This window comes from Mesorhizobium sp. Cs1321R2N1 (assembly GCF_037179725.1).
Classification (GTDB): domain Bacteria; phylum Pseudomonadota; class Alphaproteobacteria; order Rhizobiales; family Rhizobiaceae; genus Mesorhizobium; species Mesorhizobium salmacidum.
On sequence record NZ_JAPYKP010000037.1, the window covers coordinates 1 to 18,699 of the forward strand.

Here is an 18,699-nt window from a genome sequence, read left to right on the forward strand (position 1 = left end):
CGCTCACCATCCCCGCCTGGGCCAAATTCAGTTTCCCGCAGGAAACCGCCGGCGCGGAGGAAGCCTGATGGCGGCAGACCGCGCCGGTGTGCCACCACGCGCCTGGCAGCGCATGCTGTCCGGCCGCAGGCTCGACCTGCTCGACCCCTCGCCGCTCGACATCGAGATTTCGGACATCGCCCATGGGCTTGCCCGCGTCGCGCGCTGGAACGGCCAAACCAGCGGCGAGCACGCCTTCTCGGTGGCCCAGCATTCACTGCTGGTCGAGGCGCTGTTCAACGAGCTGGTGCCGCAGGCTTCGGCCGACGACCAGTTGGCGGCACTGCTGCACGACGCGCCGGAATATGTCATCGGCGACATGATCTCGCCATTCAAGTCGGTGATGGGCGGCAGCTACAAGGACTGCGAATTGCGCCTGCAGCGCGCCATCCATCTGCGTTTCTCGCTGCCTCCCGAACCGGCCGCTGCCCTGCGCAAGGAGATCAAGCGCGCCGACCAGATCGCCGCCTATTTCGAGGCTACGCTGCTCGCCGGCTTTTCGACCGCGGAGGCGACCGAGTTCTTCGGCCGCCCGCGCGGTTTTTCAGCCGAACGTTTCGACTTCACGCCACGCTCGGTGATCTGGGCACAGAATGCGTTCCTGAAGCGGTTTTCGGCGATCGAGACGTCAAGGCATCACGTTGCGACATCCGCATTAGGGTAGAAAACGCTAAATTAACCGAAAGCGTCAACAGTGTGGTGTTCGATCAAACACCGCAGGGGCGCCTCATGCCCGTCGTCAAGGATGGTTCGATCGTCCCGGAACGGGTGGCCGGAGGCGTGGAGCGGTCGCGCCGCATTGAAGATGAGCTGCGCGAGCAGAACGAACGTTTTTCAGCCGCTGTCGAAAACATGTCGCATGGCCTGTGCATGTTCGACGCCGATGAACGCATGATCATCTGCAACCGCAACTACATCGACATCTTCCACCTCGACGCCAAGCTGATACGGCCAGGCATCCGCTTCCTCGATATCCTGCGGCACAGCGTCGATCTCGGCGTCGCCTCGCAAAGCGCCGACGAGCTCTATGCCATCCGCAAGCCCTATATCGACCAGGCGAAGCCTTCGACCTACGAAGAAATCCTGTCGGACGGCCGCATCATCCTTATCTCGCACCGGCCGCTGGCTTCGGGCGGCTGGGTCTCGATCTACGAGGATATTACTGAACAGCGGCGCGCCGAGCAGGATCTCAAGGAGCAGCATCGCCGCTTCGACGCAGCGCTCGCCAACATGTCGCAAGGCCTGCTGATGTACGACGCCGACGGCAAAATGATCGTGCGCAACGGGCGTTTTCTGGAACTGTACAACGTCACGGCGGCCGACTTCCCGCTTGGAACGACCCATCGCGACGCGCTCGAACGACTGCTGGAACTCGGCATCTACACGAAGATCGACGTCGACAGCGAAGTCGCCAAGACCGAAGCCTGCCGGCGGGCGGGAAAAATGCATTCGACCTATCGCCATCTTGCCGACGGCAGGACGTTTCTGGTCGTGCGCCAGCCAATGAGTGGCGGCGGTTGGGTAGCGACGTTCGACGACGTCACGGAACGCCGCCTGGCCGAAGAGCGCATGACCCATCTCGCGCATCACGACATGCTGACCGGACTGCCCAATCGATCGATGTTTCGCGAGCGGCTCGACCTTGCGCTGGAGGATGTGGCCGCTACACCGCTCGCGATCTTCTCGCTCGACCTCGACCGCTTCAAGGCGGTCAACGACACCTGGGGACACCCCGCCGGCGACTGGCTGTTGAAGAGTGTGGCCGAAAGACTGCAGCGTTGCCTGCGCAATGATGCAGATATGATCGCCCGTTTCGGCGGCGACGAGTTCGTCGTCATCCAATCCAACTCCGTGGGCATTGCCGATGCCGAGAAACTGGCGAAACGCATCGTCGAGGCAATCGCAAAACCATTTCGCGACAAGGGCCGGGACATGCATGTCGGCGTCAGCCTGGGCATCGCCGTTTTCCCCGCCGATGGCCGTGACGCCGACACGCTGCTGAAGAACGCCGATACGGCGCTCTATCGGGCTAAGAACGATGGGCGAAACCTATATCGCTTCTTCGAACCTGGAATGGACGCAGTGGTGCAGGCCCGCCGGGCGCTTGAAGTCGATCTGGAGGCGGCACTGCCGCGCCAGGAATTCGATCTCGATTTCCAGCCCATCATGAACATCGCCTCGGGCGAGATCATCGGCGCGGAGGCCTTGATGCGCTGGCATTCACCAGCGCGCGGCAGGGTGGCGCCGGACGACTTCATTCCGGTCGCCGAAGAGACAGGACTGATCGTGCCGCTTGGCGAATGGGCGCTGAGGAAAGCCTGTGCGGTGGCGGCTAGCTGGCCGCCGGGTTTGCGCATCGCGGTCAATGTGTCGGCGGTGCAGCTCAAAAGCAGCGGATTTGCCCGCAGCGTCATCTCGGCGCTGGCTTTTTCCGGCGTGCCGGCCGGACAGCTGGAACTGGAGATCACCGAAACCGTGCTGATGGACGAGAGCAAAGCCGTGCTGAAAACGCTGCGCCAGTTGCGTGAACTCGGTATCCGCATCGCGCTGGACGATTTCGGCACTGGCTATTCCTCGCTCGGCTACCTCAGACGTTTTCCGGTCGACAAGATCAAGATCGACCGATCATTCATTCGCGACATGGGCAACCGCGACTCGGCGGCGATCGTTCGCACCATCATCGGGCTGGGTGCCGAGCTTGGCATCGTGGTCACGGCAGAGGGCGTCGAAACCGAGAGGCAACTCGACATGCTGCGCGACAATGGTTGTGTCGAGGCGCAAGGCTATCTGATCGGCGTGCCATCGAAGCCGGCCGAGATCCAGCGCCTATTGAAGTCGCGTGCGACGCGCAGCCAAACCGGCTGACGGCATCGGGACAATGTCAGCTCAATGTTTCCAGGTATTTCTCGTGGAAGCTGACGTAGCCGGGCTCGACCACCTTCAGATGCCGCTCGATCAGAGCGTGAAACCGCGGCAATTGGTGAAACGGCACTCCGGGATAGGCATGATGCTCGGCATGGAACGGCATGTTCCAGGCCAGCTTGCGCACCACCCAATTGGTCAGCGTGGTTCTTGTGTTCTCCAGCATGTTGGCGACGAACGGACAGCGGCCATGCTCGGCCAGCAGATAGAGGCGCAGGAATGGCTGCCCGAGTAGTGCGGGAATGATCCAGACATAGAGCAGCACGGTGAGCCGGAAATAGACGGTGAGCAGAATGACCACAGCGTAGAAGGCAATCATGGCGCGCGCCTCGGCCCGTACCTTGGGTCGACCTTTCGGCGGCACATAGCTCTCCTGACTACCACCAACTGCATTGGTATACAGCGTCTTGACATGCCCCCACCACACCGGGAGGCCCGAGACGTGGACAATGTATTGCCGCAAGGTCTCGGGTTTGGGGAAAGCGAGCTCGGGATCGTTCTCCAGATCCTGCGTGAATCGGTGGTGAGCGAAATGGAAGTAGCGGAACCAGTCGGCCGGCAGCGCGATCGCCAGGCTGCACAGCCGCGCCACGCCGTCGTTCAGCCGCTGTGTTTCGAAAGCCGTGCGGTGAACCGTCTCGTGCAACAGCGTGAACAGGAACACGATCAGAATGCCCTGCGGCAACATCAGCAATGGCCAGAACGGCACCTTGGCCGCGATCAACGATCCAATGATGACAATCGCGCCCAAGTGAGCGCAGAGCTGGAACAGGCCCGCTACATCGGATTTGGTCGTCAGGCGATTGCGCTCTTCCGGTGTCAGTGACGCGATGATGTCGCGATGGTCCATCGGCTTCGATCCAGGCTGGAGATTGATGACGACCACTCTAGCCGGCGAAAAAGCTTTCCAAAAACGACGATTCCTGCGATTTGGATAAGGTAAGCTTATCTATTGGGCGGCAATGGTCACATCTCCATCCCTGAAAGGGCTTCAGGCTTTCGAGGCCGCGGCACGTACGGGCAGCTTTGCCGCGGCGGCGGAGGAGCTGTCGGTTTCGGCCGCCGCCGTCAGCCAGCTTATCCGCACCTTGGAGGAGCAGATGGGCCGCAAGCTGTTTCAGCGGGTCAACCGGGCGCGTTGTCCTCACCGAGGCCGGCGTGGAAATGCTGCCGCGGCTGACCGTGGCCTTTCAGGAGATCGGCAGCGTCTCGCGCGAGCTTGCCGGCGACGCATTCCGCCCGCGCCTCGTGGTATCGGTACCGCCATCCATGGCCATGGGTTGGCTTTCGCAGCGTCTGGCCGGCTTCGTCGCAAGCCATGGCGCCGCCGACATATCGCTCCGGGGCGATGACGACCCGGTGCCGTTCGACCGCGAGCTGATCGACATCAGGCTCTCCTACGGCCCGCATTATCGCGAGCATCCGACCGAGGACATTGCCAGGGATGCGGTCTACCCCGTCTGCGCGCCAAAGCTTGCCGGCATGATCAAGGCGGGCGGCGAGCCGCTCGCCGGGCTGCCGCTCATTCACACGGATTGGGGACCGACCGGCGCATCGTTTCCGGCCTGGCGCAACTGGTTCGAGGCGGCGGGTGCCCAATCTGGCCGGGCGGTACGGCGCGGCCTCTCGGCCAATTCGTCGCGCGCGGCCCTCGACCTCGCCATTTCGGGGCTGGGCGTGGCACTGGCGCAAGGGATCTACTGTGCCGAGGCGGTGGAGGACGGCCGGCTGGTCCGCCCCGCCAAGAGCGCAATTGCCCTGCGACAGCCCTATTGCCTGACCGTCCCGGAGCGAAGCGCGAGGTGCGACGTCGTGGCCGCGTTCCGCGATTGGCTGATCGATGAATGCCAGCGCGCCGTGGGCTCGCCGGCGCTGCGCTGAACGGGTTGGGCGATGGTCAGAGGTGCCCGCTCAAGGCCGCCACCATGTCCTTGTTGGCCGCCACGGGCACGATCTCGAACTCGACCAGATCAGCCCATTCGATGACCCATCGCTGCAGCAGCGTGACGTCATCGGTCTCCACCAGCAGGAAACAGCGGCTCATATCGGCCGCGATCCAGCTATGATGCACGACAAGCTCCTCCGGCTTCAGGCGACCACGGTCGCGGAACCGGCGATAGATTTCCTTGCGGTCGCAGCCGGTGAAATCCTCGATGACGATGAACTGCATGTTCCCCTCGGTTGATTACCGTCCCGGCCTGTCCAGCCGCTCCAGGAACCACTGCGTCAGCCGCACCCAGACCTCATCCTTCTCGCCGGAATCCTCCCAGCCATGATCGAGGTTGGGGTTGTCGTTGACCTCGATGACGAAGACGCCGTCCTTGGTCTCCTTGAGGTCGACCCCATAGAGACCATCGCCGATACAGCGCGCAGCCTTCACTGCCGTCTCGACGACGTGAGGCGGCGTCTCCTTCAGCGTGAAGGTCTTGATGCCGCCTTGGTCGGGCTTGCCATTGGCCTTGTGGTTGACGATCTGCCAGTGCTTCTTGGCCATCAGATAATGCACGGCAAACAGCGGCTGGCCACCGAGCACGCCGACACGCCAGTCATATTCGGTCGGGATGAATTTCTGCGCGATCAGAAGATCGGAATCCTCGAGCCATTCGGTGGCAAGCGTCTTCAGCTCCTCGAAATTGGCGCATTTCTTGACACCGCGCGAGAATGACGAATCCGGGATCTTCAACACCAGGGGAAAACCCAGCGTCTGCGCCGCGAGTTCGAGATCGGAGGCGCCGGCGATCATCACCGTCGGCGGCACTGGCACCTTGTTGTAGGCCATCAGTTCGTTGAGATAGACCTTGTTGGTGCAGCGGATCATCGACAGCGGGTCGTCGATGACAGGCATGCCTTCCTGCTGGGCGCGGCGGGCGAAACGATAGGTATGATTGGAGATCGAGGTGGTCTCGCGGATGAACAGCGCATCGTAATTCGCGAGCTTGGCGAGATCCTTCCTGGTGATGGGCTCGATTTCGACCCCCATCTTTTCGGCAATCTTGGCCCAGTAGCGCAGCGAGGAGATTTCCGAGGGCGGCAATTCCTCATGCGGGTCGACCAGCGTGGCGAAGGTGTACCGCGCCGGCGTGCGGCCCTTGGTGTCGCGCCACTCACGGTTGGTGTAGGTCTCCAGGCACTGGATGAAGCTCTTTTCCTCGTCCTCGGTCATGCGCGCCAGCGGGTGGAAGCCGATCTTGCGGATCGAAGCCCATTCGGCGCTGTCCTTGATGTGGACTTCGAGCGCCGGCGCCCGGAACCAGTCGAACAACAGCTTGGCAAAACGGTCCCAGACCTTGGACGGGCCGATGCCGAAGAAGATGCAGACCTTCGCCGGGAATATACCGCCGAGATCCTTGCGGCATTTGTTGAGCGCCAGTTCCAGTTCCGGCAAGGCGTGCTCGTAGAGCTTGCGCTCCGACAGGTCGATCATCGTCTCGACGGTCGGGATGACCTTGTGGCCGCGCGAACTTGCCAGCAGCGACGCATAATAACCGCGGCTCTGGTAGCCGTAGTTGTTCGACAGGTTAATGACCTTCGGCCGCTGGCCGCGGAACAGCGAGGGATGCGCGAGATAGTCACGATTGGTGATGATCTTGTGCGGTGTCGCCACCTGGTCGAGATCGCTCTGCCTGCCGGTAAGAATGACCCAGGTCATTATCTCTTTCCCAAAGTGATGGCGGCACGCAGTCCGTCGCGACCGAACTGCGCCATGTTCATGAAGATGCCGTAAGGCACGGGAATGTTGGCGGCATCAAGGATGGTTTCCTGCCTTTCATCCTCGACCCACGGATCGTGGATCAGAATATGATCGCCATCATCGCCGATGGCCAGCACCCAGTGCGGCACCTTCTTGCCAAACATCAGGAAGCCGCTGATCAGCACCAGCACCAGTTTGCCACCAGCGAGAGCCGCCCTGATATCGTCGATGGTGAACGGACGGTAATTCACCGGGATGCCGTAAAGTTCCGCGCGGCGGCGAAAGTCGACCTGTGCCAGTTCCATGACCCGGCGCTTTTCCTCGCTACGCACCGATTGCAGGAACAATGCGCCGTAGAAGGAAACGTAAATCTCCGCAGCAAGCCCGCTTTCGTACCCCGAAACGGCCAGACCGAATGGTTCGCAGCCGCCTGGTCCAGACATCATGAAGACGGTCGTTGCCTCGCGCCAGAGGCGGATTTCCATCACCGGGTCGGGTACGAAGCCACCATCGAAATTGGCCATGGCCATCATCAGGCAGCATGGACCGCAGGTGAACTCGCAGGTCTGCTGGTAGAACGGCACCCTGGTGGCGACCGGAAGGTCGCCGCGCAGGGTTTTTTCATAGCGTAGCGCCGTCGCGCCGTCTTCGTAGTACCCCGGCTCACGGCCAATCTTGCGGTAGCCGGCCTGCTCGTAGATATGGATGGCGCGGCCATTGTCCTCGCGCGCCTCGAGACGCAGCATCATGCGGTCGTGTTCGAAGGCTGCCTCTTCGGCCGCGGACAGTAATTGGCGGCCTATGCCGAGCCCGCCGAAGAACGGTCCGACGGCTATGGAATAGAGCCGTGCCACCCCACTGCCCTTGCGAAACAGCACGATCGCATAACCGCCTACGCGGCCATCGATTTCGGCGACCAGCGTCTCGGCGGTCTCCCGCTCGATGAACTGGCGGAAGGAGCGGCGGGAAATGCGGTCGCTCGAGAACACGGCTTTCTCGATGGCGGCGAGATCATCGACGTCTGACGCGCGGGCCTTGCGGATCTCGGCAGGCATGCGGCTTGAGAAAACCTCGATTGCGTTGCGGAAAACGGCCCCGGTCAAAAGCGTCGCGAACACCGGCCGAAGCGCCGGTATTCATCAAGCGCTATCGCTCCTTGATTAGGGCCGAATTGTGACAGTTTCCGCCACGACAGGGAAGCTGGCAAGCTTTGAACGCAATCGCTGTTTTCAAGTCAGTCGGCCGCGCAAGTTCGCAACCGGCTCAACTGGCCAGCCCAGCCAAAAGCTGGCCATACGCGCTCTTGGCCACGACCGCCAATTGCTCGCGCGGCAGCGAACCGACGACGGCACAGCCATAGCCCTTGTCCAGCCAGTAGACCGCCTGCGGACCGTCCTGCGCCGAAGCGTAGGTACCCTTGGCATTCTCGGTCGATTCCGCCGTCACGAAGAGGGATATGCGCTCGCCCTTGTCGTCTTCGTAAAGCAGCATCGCGGCCTTGCTTTCGCCGGCCGGCAGCAACCGGCCACCAACCAATTGGAAGCCGTTCGCGCTCAGGTCCGGCACCACCAGATTCAGGCCGATCCGGTTGGACAGCCAGGTCTGCAAATGATCCTTGTCGCTGGCCGGAACTTCCACCGCATGCCGCTTCTCGGCGGCATAGATGACGTGGGCGGCGATCGCCTGTTCGGCGAGCTGATCCTCCGCCGGATCCTCCTGCCCGAGGCCGCCGATGCCGGCAAAGTAGCCGCCAAATCCGCCCGTGGCGAGAAGCACGGCCGCAGCGGCGGCAAGCCACCAGCGTGAGCGTGGCACCACAACCTTAACAGGCGCTTCGCCGAGCACCACCTTGCGCAGGCGCACTGGTACAGCCTCATCCAGTACGCCGGCAAAAGCCGAGCGCAATGCCTCCCGGTCGGCGGTGAAGCGGGCGCTCCTGGCCTTCATCTCGGGATTGGAGTCGAGCCAGGCATCGTAGGCGGCACGTTCATCGGGCGGCAGTTCGCCGTCGAGCGCCATGTGGATGTCCCGTTCGGAAAAATCGCGGCGGATCATTTCTCGACGATCCTTATGGCTCGGCGGCGTGCTGTGTCGTCCAGCAACCCACGCAGTTCCTCACGGCCACGCGCGATGCGCGACATCAGCGTGCCCGCGGGCACACCCAGAATGTTGGCGGCTTCGGCATAGGAAAAGCCTTCGATGGCGACCATGACCAGCGCCGCGCGGCGATCCGGGCTGATCGCCTGCAATGCGTCGATGATCTCGCGCGAAGCGATGCCCTCCAACTGTTCGGGCGGCTGCGCAACCGTCTCGCCCGCCTCCAGCGGCAGCATCGCCGCTTCGCCGCGGCGATTCACCTTGCGCATCTGGTCGATGAACAAATGATGCATGATCGTAAACAGCCACCTCCTGGGGCTTTCTCCTGTCTGCCAATTGTCGAGCCGCGACAGCGCGCGCTCAAGACAGTCCTGAACGAGATCGTCGGCAGCATCGCGGTCGCGCAAAAGCGAGCGTGCGTAGCGTCGCAGGCGCGGTATTTCGCCAAGGATTGCTGCCTTCTTTTCGTTCATGACCGCTGGTTCTGAGGTCGCCCTTGTTGATCTCGATTGAACGCGCCTTCCCGGCACGGCGCAAGCGGCCAGCGCGAAGCGGTCCACCGCTCCGGTCACCCAAGCAACGAGATAACGCCGGGGGGTGCCGGTTTATTCCCGACCGACAAAGAAAACCAATGATCGCAGGCGATTATCCTTTTTCCTTCGCCGCCCGCGTCAAAAGCCGCTGGTAGAACAGGCCAATGCCGATCAGCACCGCACCCAGACCGATAAAGGACAGCGCCCTGAGCACACCCTCCAGTTCCGACATGTCGAAGAGGAAGACTTTCAGTACGGCAACCGCGATCAGCCCGGCCGAAGCAATGCGCAGCACCTGCGATTTCAGCCAGACGCCAGCTGTGAGCAGCGCCACGCCGATCGCCAGCCAGAGTGCCGAATAGGTATAGGTCTCCAACTGGCCAAGGCCGCTCCACAAGCCGATGAACTCGCCCTTGAACAGACGCCTCACCGACAGCGTGGCATAGGCGAAGGCAAGCAGCGCCGCCACCAGCGCCAGCATGGCCGAATACCATTTCGGCCGCTTGCCCCTGCTATAGAGCGCCAGACCGCCGGCGGCGACGGCCGGCGCGAGATAGGCCAGGAACAAAAGATTGAAGACCGGAATCCGACCGGTCGATTCGTCGGTGAACAACGGATTGAGCACCAGGAAATGCTGGATGACGACGAAGGCGACCGAGACCACGCCCACCGCCATCGAACCATAGCGCAGCACCGAACTTGGCGAGCGCCTGTCGATGGCGATCAGGATGGCGCCGGCACCGATGGCGATCAGCGTGTAGATCGCTTGTTCGGCGAGCGTCGGCGCATCGCTGTTGATGACGCCGCCATGCATGGCGTGGCGCACCAGCATGGCGAGCGTCAGCAGCGCGAACAGTGCCGCCGCCGCTTCCATGGCAAGACGCGGTCGGCCATCGGTAGTGTTGGCGAGCTGCCAGGCCGCGAAGCCGAAGGCGAGCGCCGGCACGCCATAGCCCGGCAGCAACCAGTTGAAGACCGGTGTCGTTGACAGGAACTCGGCGCCGACGATCGTCGGGTCGAAGGCGACGCGGCCAAGCACCGCGATGACGGCGGCGACTGAAATCCAGCCGAGCACAGGATAATAGCGCCAGCGCGTGGCGAGCGCCGGCACGATTGCCGCGGCACCGAGCAAGGTGGTGGTCCAGCCGGAATCAAAAGCCATATGCAGCATCAGGAGTCCGGCGACCGCTGCGCCACCCAAGGCAAACGACACTGCCACGCCGCCCCTGAGCGGCGGTTCGTCAGCCCGCGCGATCCACTCGCCGCTGGCGGCGAAGACCACGACCAGCAGGGCCGCAACGGCGGCATAGACAAAGTCACGGTCGAGATTGCCGAAGGTGAACCACAGCGCCAGCAGGATGACCAGAGGCGCGATGACACCCCATGCAGCCCACGAGGCTGCTCGGATCTGCGCCGAGGCGGCGAAACGGCGCGCGGCCCAGAGACCGGCGGCAACGAAGACCACGCCAAGTCCGATGCCAAGGCGCAAGCTCAGCGCGTTGGCCGGGGCCAAAGGCACCCCATCAACACCCAGAGCGCCGCTCGAAAAATCGGAAGCGATAGAGGTCGGCGGGATGATGCCGAGATAGATCAGTACCGTCGCCAGTCCGGCGGCATAAAGCAGTGGCAGCGCCAGCGGGCGGTAGAGCGCGACCGCTACCATCACCATAAGCAGCACCGCGCCCGGCAAGGCATCACCGGCAGCGGCGAAGACCGGGTCAACCGAGAGGCCCAGCGCCGAGAAGGCGACGAACAGTCCAGGCACGATGGACGGCCAGTCAAAGGACCTTGCTGGTCCGGTCTCGTCGCCGCGACTGCTCAGCCAGACAAGGGCAAGCACAACCAGCGTCACAATGTCGATGAACAGGATCGCGGAGAGGTTCGCGCCCGGTGCGTCGGTCATGTAGAGGATGGTCCAGATGCCGGTGCCGAAAAAGGCGGCCGCCATCAGCGCTTTCCAGTCGCGCATGCGGGCGATGACGCCGGTGGCGGCGAGCACGATTGCGAGATAGCCGAACAACGCCCAGGGATTGGGCGCCTGCGAAGCGATCAGCACCGGCGTCACCATGGCGCCGACTAGACCGATGCCAGCCAGCGCCTGGCCATGGACCAGAGCGGCGGCGATGGTGGCAATGCCGATCGCACCAAGCAACGTGAAGGCAAGCGCCGGGCCGATGAAGCCGTAAACGCCATGGGCGGCATAGACGGTGCCGAACAGGATGAAGGCGCCGGCTGCCGTGAGGATCGCCGGAATATAAGCGCCGGCAACACCTTGCACCGGCACCTTGAATCCGGTGCGACGAATGAACTCGCCGGCGGCGACCAGCACCAAACCGAGCACGGCCGCCATGGTGAGCCGCACGCCGGGGCCGAAAATGCCGGCCTCGATGGTGTAGCGGATCAGGAACAAGCCGCCCAGAGCAAGTGCAATGCCACCGACCCAGACCGCCCAACGCGTGCCGAGCGCGGTTTCGACGTCGGACTGGCGAGCGGCTTTGGCGACCGCGGCCGGCGCGACCTCTGGCGTTTTCCGTGTTGCCTCGGGGGTGCTCCAGGGACCGGGCACACTCTCTGCGGCCGGTATTTCCGCCTCGGTGGCCCGTACAGGCGCGGGCTCGCTGATTGCTGCCGGGGCGATATCGGCTGCGGGCGCGGCCACCGGTGCCGTGTTGGCCTCGCCCTCGGCCGCTTCCTGTTCCGACGGCCTGGCCGCGAACGGCACCGCGCCCGAAAGCACGAGACTGCGCAGCGCGCCAAGTTCGCGCTCGATCAGGCCGATGCGGCTCTGCTGGCGCGAAATGATGACGAACAAGGCGATGATGGCGACAAGGCCGATCAGGCTTTCAAACATGGCGGTTCCCCCAAACCAGGCCAGTTTTCACTGACATTTCGTCTCATTGACATTCAAATGCGGCGGCCAAACGGCTGAAAACTCAACGTGCCGCCAGATTGGCGGCTGGAAATATCGAACATGTCTCGGTGCCGAAAGCCAGCAGTTTGCCGCTGGCGTCCTTCAGCGTTGCTTCCGAAACGGCAAGCGTGCGGCCCTTGTGGACCACCTTGCCTTCGCAGACCACCTCACCGGTCCTGGGCGTTATCGGCCGCGTGAGGTTCACCTTGAACTCCGCCGTCGTGTAGGCCTCACCCTTGTCGAGCAGTGACTGCACGGCGCAGGCCAACGCCGAATCGAGCAGCGTCGCCGCCCAGCCGCCATGAACGCCACCCAGCGGGTTGAGGTGACGTTCGTTCGGCACGCCGCGGAATACGGCGCGACCTTCCGATACTTCGGTCAACGCGAAGCTGAGCTGGAAGGAGATCGGCGGTGCTGGATATTTGCCGTCGATGATTCGCTGAAGCAATTCCAGGCCGGTGTATTTCAGGATGTCGGCGTGAGGAATGGTGCCGAGGCCGAGCGGCGAGACCCGGCCTGGATAAAGTTCGACTTCGCTCATCTGATGATTTCTCTGGCCGCGTTCTCTCCGGCGATGGGCTTGTGCGCTGCGTGGTGCTTGCGCAACGCTGCAAGAAAACCGGCGCGCGCGTCGGGCTGATCGATGCCGCGCGGCTCGTAGACATGGCGGGTGAAGAAGAAACCGGTCAAGCGGAAGGCGTCCGCGATCGCCGCATGATTCGCACGCAGGCCGGAGCCGCGCTGCAGAAATGCAGGCAGCACCAGCATCTTGTCGTGCCACGGCGCGCCGGCTTCACGCGACACCGCGCGTCCCGATTTCGGCGAGACATAGGCAAGGTCCTGTTTGGTGCCGGTGGCGGCGCATTGGCTGAGATCGAGGCCAAAGCCGAGTTCATCGAGGATCAGAAGTTCGAAACGCGCCACCAGCTCGCCGGCGGCGTCGGCATCGTCCAGGTGGACGATCATCACCGAAAGCGCCTCGTAAAGGCCCCCATGGGCATCACGCTCGGGCAGCAGGCGCAGATGCGCCGCCATCGTCTGAAGGCCGTAGACGGCGATGGCACTGTCCATCAGCCGGGCGGCGTTCATCTCGATCGCTTCGGCCTGGAAGGTACCCAGATGCTCGTCAAGGCGCGCACGCCACAAGAGATCGACGCGATTGCCGGGCTGGAGAACGGGTTGCAGCTTGCGCGAGCGGCCACCGCGCACGAGGCCGAGATGGCGGCCATGGGCACGCGTCATCACCTCGAGAATGGCGCTGGTTTCGCCATGCTTGCGGGTGCCGAGAATGATTCCCTCGTCGCGCCATTCCATATCACGAGCTTTTCACCGATCGGGTGGCGAAATCAAGGTATGGGCCTGAGCGCCTGGGCCGGCTCTCGCAACAACGCATAAAAAAGCCGCCCGCAGCGATGTGCTGCGGGCGGTTGGTGAGGTCAGTCGATTTAGAAGCTGCGCTGGAAACGGACGATGCCGCCGACGCTGTCCTTCTTGTCGGCCTTGGACCAGTTGCCGTAGATGGAGGGATTGCCGAAATTGCCGTAGTGATCCCAGTCGACTTCGGTCGTGATCGTGAAGCCCGGGACGATCGTGTAGGCGACGTTCGCGGCAAGAGCGTAGTTCTTGTCGTCGTCAGCCGAAGCCTGGACGTTGAACGAGGTCTTCTCGTTGAACTTGTAGGTACCGCCGCCCCAGACAGCCCAGTTGCCGCCCCACGGCTTGTACTGGCCACGGCCATGTGCGTCGATGGCATTGTGGGCGTCGTCCGTGAGGTTGTCGTCGGTGCCGTAGCCGCCCATGATGAACAGCGACAGTTCCTTGCTGACGTTGACGTCCAAGCGAACCTTGCCGGCCACTTCCTCGTAGTTGCTGTCATAAGCGACGACGCCGGTGATCGCACCCCAGTCGCCCTTGTACTTCAAGCCGCCGACGACATGAGGAACATAGCTGTCGATCGTGTTAGCACCGGTGCCTTCTTCGAGCGAGATCACACCCGTGAAGCCGCTGCCGGCGTCGAAGTAGTACTGGACGACGTTGGTGTCCTTGATGCCATAGGGGATGATCGTGTCCTGAATGACGTTGCCGGCGTAACCGATGAACTGGTCGTATGCCGTCTCGTCCTTACCGACGCGCAGGCCACCGAGCTGGATCCAGGCGAAATTGAGGCTGGTGGTCTTGTTGCCGGCCTGCCAGGAGGTCGAGGCGCTTCCATCATAGTCGCCAGAGGAGTTGCCGAACTGGAAGCGGGTCTCGGTGAAGGTCTTCAGCGTGCCGAGCTCGGTTTCCTGGCCGGTATACGTCCGCAGCGTGAAGCGCATATTTTTGTAGTAGGTGTCGTGGTTTCCGCCGTCCATGTGATCGCGAACGTTGTTGACGCCATCAAACGTGCCGGAATCGCCGACGCCAATGTCGTAGCGGAGATAGCCGCCGATGCGCAGGCAGGTTTCGGTGCCCGGGATGTAGAAATAGCCGGCGCCGTAGACGTCACAGATCTTAACGTATTCGGCCGGTTCCGGTTCGGCGACGACGACAGCGTCCGCGGCGCGTGCGCCGGACACCGCGATCAGTGCCGCGGCTGAGCCGAGAAGAAGGCTCTTGATGTTCATTTTCTGACCTCTCCAGTCAAGTTATTAAAATGGCTTCCGAATTGTGGCTGGCGGATATGTTTTCCCGCCTCACCCCCACAATGAAAAAGGCTCGCATCGCGTCCCCTTTTCGCGGCGAACATACCCACCAATCTTCCGCCTTCAATGACAATTCCGCAAATATGCCGGATTCACGCCACAGATTAAATCGGTGTTGCACAAATAACACTAACCGAGTCAGGTCGATTTTCGAATCGGCACAAATGGCACATCGTCATTTTTATGTAACAATCTCACACATCTTCTACTTTATACTATAATCTTCCAGTTTTTAGCGAATCTGTTTTCGGTCAATTGCGCACTCTGTCTAACAAATGTCGAATATGTTATTTTTTCAACATCAGATTCTCAAGTCAAATCTGGCCAATTTCTTGAGCGCTCAACCGACGATAGAGGCCCATGCGAAAGCTGCCGGGACAGCAGGTTTTTTGATCCATCAGCGCCGCCCGATGACGGCGCCACGCGTCTCGCCTCATGCCTGGCGCTCGCGATCGATCAGCACCGCATCGATCACTCGCCACGATTCTTCGATCTCGGCCGAGGCCACGCCTATGTGCCCGGCGGCGGTGATCAATGCCTTCCATAGCGCCCAGCCGCGCCCGCGCGCCCAGGTCGCTTCATCTGCCGCGAGGCAGGCGCGAAACGTGTACCGGCTTTCGCCTTCGAACAGCGTCCAGGCAATTGCCAGATCGCAGGATGGATCGCCGACACCGGAGGTGCCGAAATCGATCACGGCGCTCAACCTGCCCTTTTCGACAAGGAGGTTGCCCCGGCTGACATCGCCATGGAACCAGACGGGCGGACTTTCCCAGGCCGCGGCAAGGGCTATCTCCCAGATGGCGGTGGCGGCGCCGGCATCGATGCGGTTGCCGAGCGCCGAGATCGCTTGCCTTGTCTCGCCGTCATAGACCGTCAGCGGTCCGCCGCGAAAGAAATTGTGCTGCCCAGGCGCGGGCCCATCGGTAGCGTCCACCTGTTTCAACGCAACCAGGAACCGAGCCAGGTCCGCCGCGAATTCCGACAGATTTGCGATACGTTCCCGTTTCGCGATCTCGCCCTCGATCCAGCCATAGACTGACCAATGCCAGGGATAGCCCTCGGCCGGAACGCCCATCGCCAGCGGTACGGGAATGGGCAGTGGCAGCAGCGGCGCCAATCTCGGCAACCAGCGATGTTCCTTTTCCACTTGCAGGGCGTAGGCGGCGGCGCTCGGCAACCGCACGGTCATCTCGTCGCCGAGATGAAAGGTCCTGTTGTCCCAGCCGCCAAAATCAACCGGCCTGACCGCAAGATTCTTCCAATGCGGGAATTGCGCGGCAATCAGCCGGCGCACCAAGGCGGCATCGATCGCTACCTGATCTTTCCCGGAAACGACGCTCACTTCTCGGGATCACGCCTAATGCGGAAACTCCAACCCCATCTCGCGATAGCGCTCGGGGTCGTCGCCCCAATTCTCGCGCACTTTCACGAACAGGAACAGGTGCACCTTCTGCTCCAATATGCCTGATATTTCCATCCGCGCGGCCTGCCCGATGGCACGGATGGTCTCGCCCTTGTGGCCGAGCACGATCTTCTTCTGGCTGTCGCGCTCGACAAAGATGGTCTGGTCGATGCGCACCGAACCGTCCTTCTTCTCTTCCCATTTCTCGGTCTCGATGTGCGAGGAATAGGGTAGTTCCTGATGCAGCCTGAGATAGAGCTTCTCGCGGGTGATCTCGGCCGCCAGCTGGCGCATAGGCAGGTCGGAAATCTGATCTTCCGGGTAGTACCACGGGCCGGCCGGCAGCGCCTGGGCCAGGTAGTCGAGCAGGTCCTTGCAGCCGGAGCCGGTCAGCGCCGAGACCATGAAGGTGCGCTGGAACGGCACTTTCTCGTTCGCTGCCGCGGACAGGGCGAGCAGCGCCTCATGCTTCACCCGATCGACCTTGTTGAGGATCAGCACCATCGGCTGGCGCACATCCTTCAGCCGTTCGAGGATGGCATCGGCGTCGCCCCTGATGCCCCGCTCGGCGTCGATCAGCAGCAGCACGATATCTGCATCCTTGGCGCCGCCCCAGGCGGTGGTCACCATCGCGGTGTCCAGCCGCCGCTTGGGCTTGAAGATACCCGGTGTGTCGACAAAGACGATCTGCGCGTTGTCGTGCGTGGCGATACCGCGCACGATGGCGCGTGTCGTCTGCACCTTATGGGTGACGATCGAGACCTTGGCGCCGACCAGTTGGTTGACCAGCGTCGACTTGCCGGCATTGGGCGCGCCGATCAGCGCGACGAAGCCGGAATGCGTGGCAGGAGCGGCTGCGGTGTCTTCGGCGGTCATGCCGCACTCCCTTCATGAACCCAGACGCCCTCGCGAACCAGAAGGGCGGCAGCGGCGGCCTGTTCGGCCTCGCGCTTGGAGCGGCCGCTGCCGGTTGCCGGCTGAAACGCGCCGACCTTGACGCTGACGGTAAACAGCGGATCGTGATCGGGGCCTTCCCGGCCGTCGATCTGATAGGCGGGAACAGCACTCGCCGCCTGATGCGCCCATTCCTGCAATTCGGTCTTGGCGTCGCGGCGCGCGGCACCCGAGGCCCGCGAACGCGGCTGCCAGTATCTATGGATGAACGCGCGGGCTGCTTCCAGACCACCATCGAGATACAGCACGGCGATCAGCGATTCCAGTGCGTCGGCGCGCAGGTTGACGCGCTTGCGTCCCTCGAGCCCGCGCACATCCGACCCGGCACGGATCAGGTCCGGCAGCCCGATATCTTCGGCGATGTCAGACAGCGCCTCGGCATTGACCAACGCATTGAGCCGCAGCGACAACTCCCCTTCCGCGGCATCGGGAAAGGCAGCCAGCAGCATATCGGCGACAACAAGACCAAGAACCCGGTCGCCGAGGAATTCGAACCGCTCATAGTCGGCGCCCGCATTGGCGCCTCGCGCACTGGCATGGGTAAGCGCACGCTGCAGGCGCTGGCGGTCGGCAAAGGCATGGCCCGTGCGTTCCGCAAGCGCTTCGGCGAGCGCATCGGCGGTCAACCTTTTTGGTGCCGCCATGACCCTACTTGACGAAATGGAACAGGCGCGAGGCGCGCATCAGCGACGGCCATTTCCAGATTTCGAGCGGGCTTGCCTTGCCGGCGATCGAGAAGAAGACAAGGTTGGCGCGGCCGACCAGGTTCTCGGCCGGAACATAGCCGACGGTGAAGCGGCTGTCGGCGGAATTGTCCCTGTTGTCGCCCATCATGAAATAGTGGCCGGGGGGAACGTCGAATTCGCGGGTGTTGTCGCCAATCGAGTTCGGCGACAGGTCGAGCGTGTCGTAGCTGACGCCGTCGGGCAGCGTCTCGCGATAGACATCGATCGGATAATCCTTTTCCGTGATGTCGGGATTGTCGATCTGGCCGGTCTTGACGCGCGGCACGCCGACGCCGTTGATGAAGACTTGGCCATCCTTCATCTGGATCTTGTCGCCGGGCAGGCCAATGACGCGCTTGATATAGTCGACGGACGGATCCGGCGGGAACTTGAACACCACCACGTCACCACGCTTGGGCTCGGAGCCCCAGATACGGCCCGAGAAAATGTCCGGTCCAAAAGGCAGCGAATAGCGTGAATAGCCGTAGGACCATTTGGTGACGAACAGATAGTCGCCTTCCAGAAGCGTCGGCCGCATGGAGCCCGACGGGATCGAGAACGGCTGGAACAGCAGCGTCCGAATGACCAGGGCGAGCAAAAGCGCCTGGACGATGACGCTGACGGTTTCGCCAAGCCCGCCGGATTTCTTCTGGGATTTTTCAGCCACGCTCATGTCGTCCTCGATTGTGCGTTGGATGGTATAGAGTCTCGGCGCGCGCTGGGCAACGTCAATGCCGGTCG

At 62.5% G+C, this 18,699-nt stretch carries 16 protein-coding genes and 1 pseudogene; 3 read left to right on the plus strand and 14 right to left on the minus strand.

Features of this window, described 5'->3' with window-relative positions; all coding sequences use genetic code 11:
• Positions 1–67 precede the first annotated feature (67 nt).
• Both O7A61_RS12500 and O7A61_RS12505 read left to right on the plus strand, forming a co-directional pair.
• The gene (locus tag O7A61_RS12500; protein ID WP_337130053.1) at positions 68–703 is read left to right on the plus strand and encodes an HD family hydrolase; all 636 of its coding nucleotides are present in this window, start codon (positions 68–70) and stop codon (positions 701–703) included.
• A gap of 65 nt (positions 704–768) precedes the next feature.
• The gene (locus O7A61_RS12505; RefSeq protein WP_337130054.1) at positions 769–2,904 is read left to right on the plus strand and encodes a putative bifunctional diguanylate cyclase/phosphodiesterase; all 2,136 of its coding nucleotides are present in this window, start codon (positions 769–771) and stop codon (positions 2,902–2,904) included.
• Positions 2,905–2,920: 16 nt separating this feature from the next.
• Here O7A61_RS12505 and O7A61_RS12510 read toward each other — a convergent pair whose 3' ends face one another.
• A complete protein-coding gene (locus tag O7A61_RS12510) occupies positions 2,921–3,811 on the minus strand; it encodes a fatty acid desaturase family protein (protein WP_337130055.1) in 891 nt (296 codons plus the stop codon).
• Positions 3,812–3,923: 112 nt separating this feature from the next.
• On the opposite strand from O7A61_RS12510, the pseudogene O7A61_RS12515 reads away from it, so the two are divergent.
• A pseudogene (locus tag O7A61_RS12515) lies at positions 3,924–4,842 on the plus strand (LysR substrate-binding domain-containing protein).
• Between the two features lie 16 nt (positions 4,843–4,858).
• Here the strand turns inward: O7A61_RS12515 and O7A61_RS12520 are convergent.
• From O7A61_RS12520 to lepB, 13 genes are all read right to left on the minus strand, one after another.
• Entirely contained in the window at positions 4,859–5,131 is a 273-nt protein-coding gene (locus O7A61_RS12520; RefSeq protein WP_149903864.1) for a DUF3303 domain-containing protein, read from the minus strand.
• A 15-nt stretch (positions 5,132–5,146) separates the two neighbouring features.
• The gene (locus tag O7A61_RS12525; protein WP_140746684.1) at positions 5,147–6,610 is read right to left on the minus strand and encodes a RimK family protein; all 1,464 of its coding nucleotides are present in this window, start codon (positions 6,608–6,610) and stop codon (positions 5,147–5,149) included.
• The gene (locus tag O7A61_RS12530) at positions 6,610–7,707 is read right to left on the minus strand and encodes a GNAT family N-acetyltransferase/peptidase C39 family protein (protein ID WP_140505981.1); all 1,098 of its coding nucleotides are present in this window, start codon (positions 7,705–7,707) and stop codon (positions 6,610–6,612) included. Before O7A61_RS12530 ends, O7A61_RS12525 begins: the two co-directional genes overlap by 1 nt.
• 208 nt (positions 7,708–7,915) lie before the next feature.
• Positions 7,916–8,707, minus strand: coding sequence for an anti-sigma factor family protein (locus O7A61_RS12535; RefSeq protein ID WP_027144178.1), 792 nt, complete (start codon positions 8,705–8,707; stop codon positions 7,916–7,918).
• Positions 8,704–9,222, minus strand: coding sequence for an RNA polymerase sigma factor (locus O7A61_RS12540; RefSeq protein ID WP_337130056.1), 519 nt, complete (start codon positions 9,220–9,222; stop codon positions 8,704–8,706). The genes O7A61_RS12535 and O7A61_RS12540 overlap by 4 nt, the downstream gene beginning before the upstream one ends.
• 172 nt (positions 9,223–9,394) lie before the next feature.
• Complete coding sequence (locus O7A61_RS12545) at positions 9,395–12,133, minus strand: DUF2339 domain-containing protein (protein WP_337130057.1); 2,739 nt, start codon at positions 12,131–12,133, stop codon at positions 9,395–9,397.
• Positions 12,134–12,215: 82 nt separating this feature from the next.
• Positions 12,216–12,734, minus strand: a complete 519-nt coding sequence (locus O7A61_RS12550; protein ID WP_027144181.1) for a PaaI family thioesterase — start codon at positions 12,732–12,734, stop codon at positions 12,216–12,218.
• Positions 12,731–13,507, minus strand: a complete 777-nt coding sequence (gene recO / locus O7A61_RS12555; RefSeq protein WP_337130059.1) for a DNA repair protein RecO — start codon at positions 13,505–13,507, stop codon at positions 12,731–12,733. The genes O7A61_RS12550 and recO overlap by 4 nt, the downstream gene beginning before the upstream one ends.
• Before the next feature lie 131 nt (positions 13,508–13,638).
• Positions 13,639–14,799 carry a porin gene (locus O7A61_RS12560; RefSeq protein WP_337130060.1) on the minus strand — a complete coding sequence of 387 codons (1,161 nt, stop codon included), beginning with the start codon at positions 14,797–14,799 and terminating at the stop codon, positions 13,639–13,641.
• A gap of 511 nt (positions 14,800–15,310) precedes the next feature.
• On the minus strand, positions 15,311–16,219 hold the full coding sequence (locus tag O7A61_RS12565) for an aminoglycoside phosphotransferase family protein (protein ID WP_337130061.1): 909 nt from the start codon (positions 16,217–16,219) through the stop codon (positions 15,311–15,313).
• 15 nt (positions 16,220–16,234) lie between these two features.
• On the minus strand, positions 16,235–17,155 hold the full coding sequence (gene era, locus O7A61_RS12570; protein WP_337130062.1) for a GTPase Era: 921 nt from the start codon (positions 17,153–17,155) through the stop codon (positions 16,235–16,237).
• Positions 17,152–17,877: a ribonuclease III gene (gene rnc / locus O7A61_RS12575; protein WP_140505997.1), complete on the minus strand. Its 726-nt coding sequence runs from the start codon at positions 17,875–17,877 to the stop codon at positions 17,152–17,154. The genes era and rnc overlap by 4 nt, the downstream gene beginning before the upstream one ends.
• 4 nt (positions 17,878–17,881) lie before the next feature.
• On the minus strand, positions 17,882–18,631 hold the full coding sequence (gene lepB, locus O7A61_RS12580) for a signal peptidase I (RefSeq protein WP_337130063.1): 750 nt from the start codon (positions 18,629–18,631) through the stop codon (positions 17,882–17,884).
• Between the last annotated feature and the right edge of the window lie 68 nt (positions 18,632–18,699).

Bases quoted from the DNA above. Each gene is read 5' to 3' on its own strand.
- O7A61_RS12525 (WP_140746684.1), bottom strand. From the start codon at position 6,610: ATGACCTGGGTCATTCTTACCGGCAGGCAGAGCGATCTCGACCAGGTG.
- O7A61_RS12530 (WP_140505981.1), bottom strand. From the start codon at position 7,707: ATGCCTGCCGAGATCCGCAAGGCCCGCGCGTCAGACGTCGATGATCTC.
- O7A61_RS12535 (WP_027144178.1), bottom strand. From the start codon at position 8,707: ATGATCCGCCGCGATTTTTCCGAACGGGACATCCACATGGCGCTCGAC.
- O7A61_RS12560 (WP_337130060.1), bottom strand. From the start codon at position 14,799: ATGAACATCAAGAGCCTTCTTCTCGGCTCAGCCGCGGCACTGATCGCG.
- O7A61_RS12505 (WP_337130054.1), top strand. From the start codon at position 769: ATGCCCGTCGTCAAGGATGGTTCGATCGTCCCGGAACGGGTGGCCGGA.
- lepB (WP_337130063.1), bottom strand. From the start codon at position 18,631: ATGAGCGTGGCTGAAAAATCCCAGAAGAAATCCGGCGGGCTTGGCGAA.
- O7A61_RS12510 (WP_337130055.1), bottom strand. From the start codon at position 3,811: ATGGACCATCGCGACATCATCGCGTCACTGACACCGGAAGAGCGCAAT.
- O7A61_RS12550 (WP_027144181.1), bottom strand. From the start codon at position 12,734: ATGAGCGAAGTCGAACTTTATCCAGGCCGGGTCTCGCCGCTCGGCCTC.
- O7A61_RS12500 (WP_337130053.1), top strand. From the start codon at position 68: ATGGCGGCAGACCGCGCCGGTGTGCCACCACGCGCCTGGCAGCGCATG.
- O7A61_RS12545 (WP_337130057.1), bottom strand. From the start codon at position 12,133: ATGTTTGAAAGCCTGATCGGCCTTGTCGCCATCATCGCCTTGTTCGTC.
- era (WP_337130062.1), bottom strand. From the start codon at position 17,155: ATGACCGCCGAAGACACCGCAGCCGCTCCTGCCACGCATTCCGGCTTC.
- O7A61_RS12540 (WP_337130056.1), bottom strand. From the start codon at position 9,222: ATGAACGAAAAGAAGGCAGCAATCCTTGGCGAAATACCGCGCCTGCGA.
- rnc (WP_140505997.1), bottom strand. From the start codon at position 17,877: ATGGCGGCACCAAAAAGGTTGACCGCCGATGCGCTCGCCGAAGCGCTT.
- recO (WP_337130059.1), bottom strand. From the start codon at position 13,507: ATGGAATGGCGCGACGAGGGAATCATTCTCGGCACCCGCAAGCATGGC.
- O7A61_RS12520 (WP_149903864.1), bottom strand. From the start codon at position 5,131: ATGCAGTTCATCGTCATCGAGGATTTCACCGGCTGCGACCGCAAGGAA.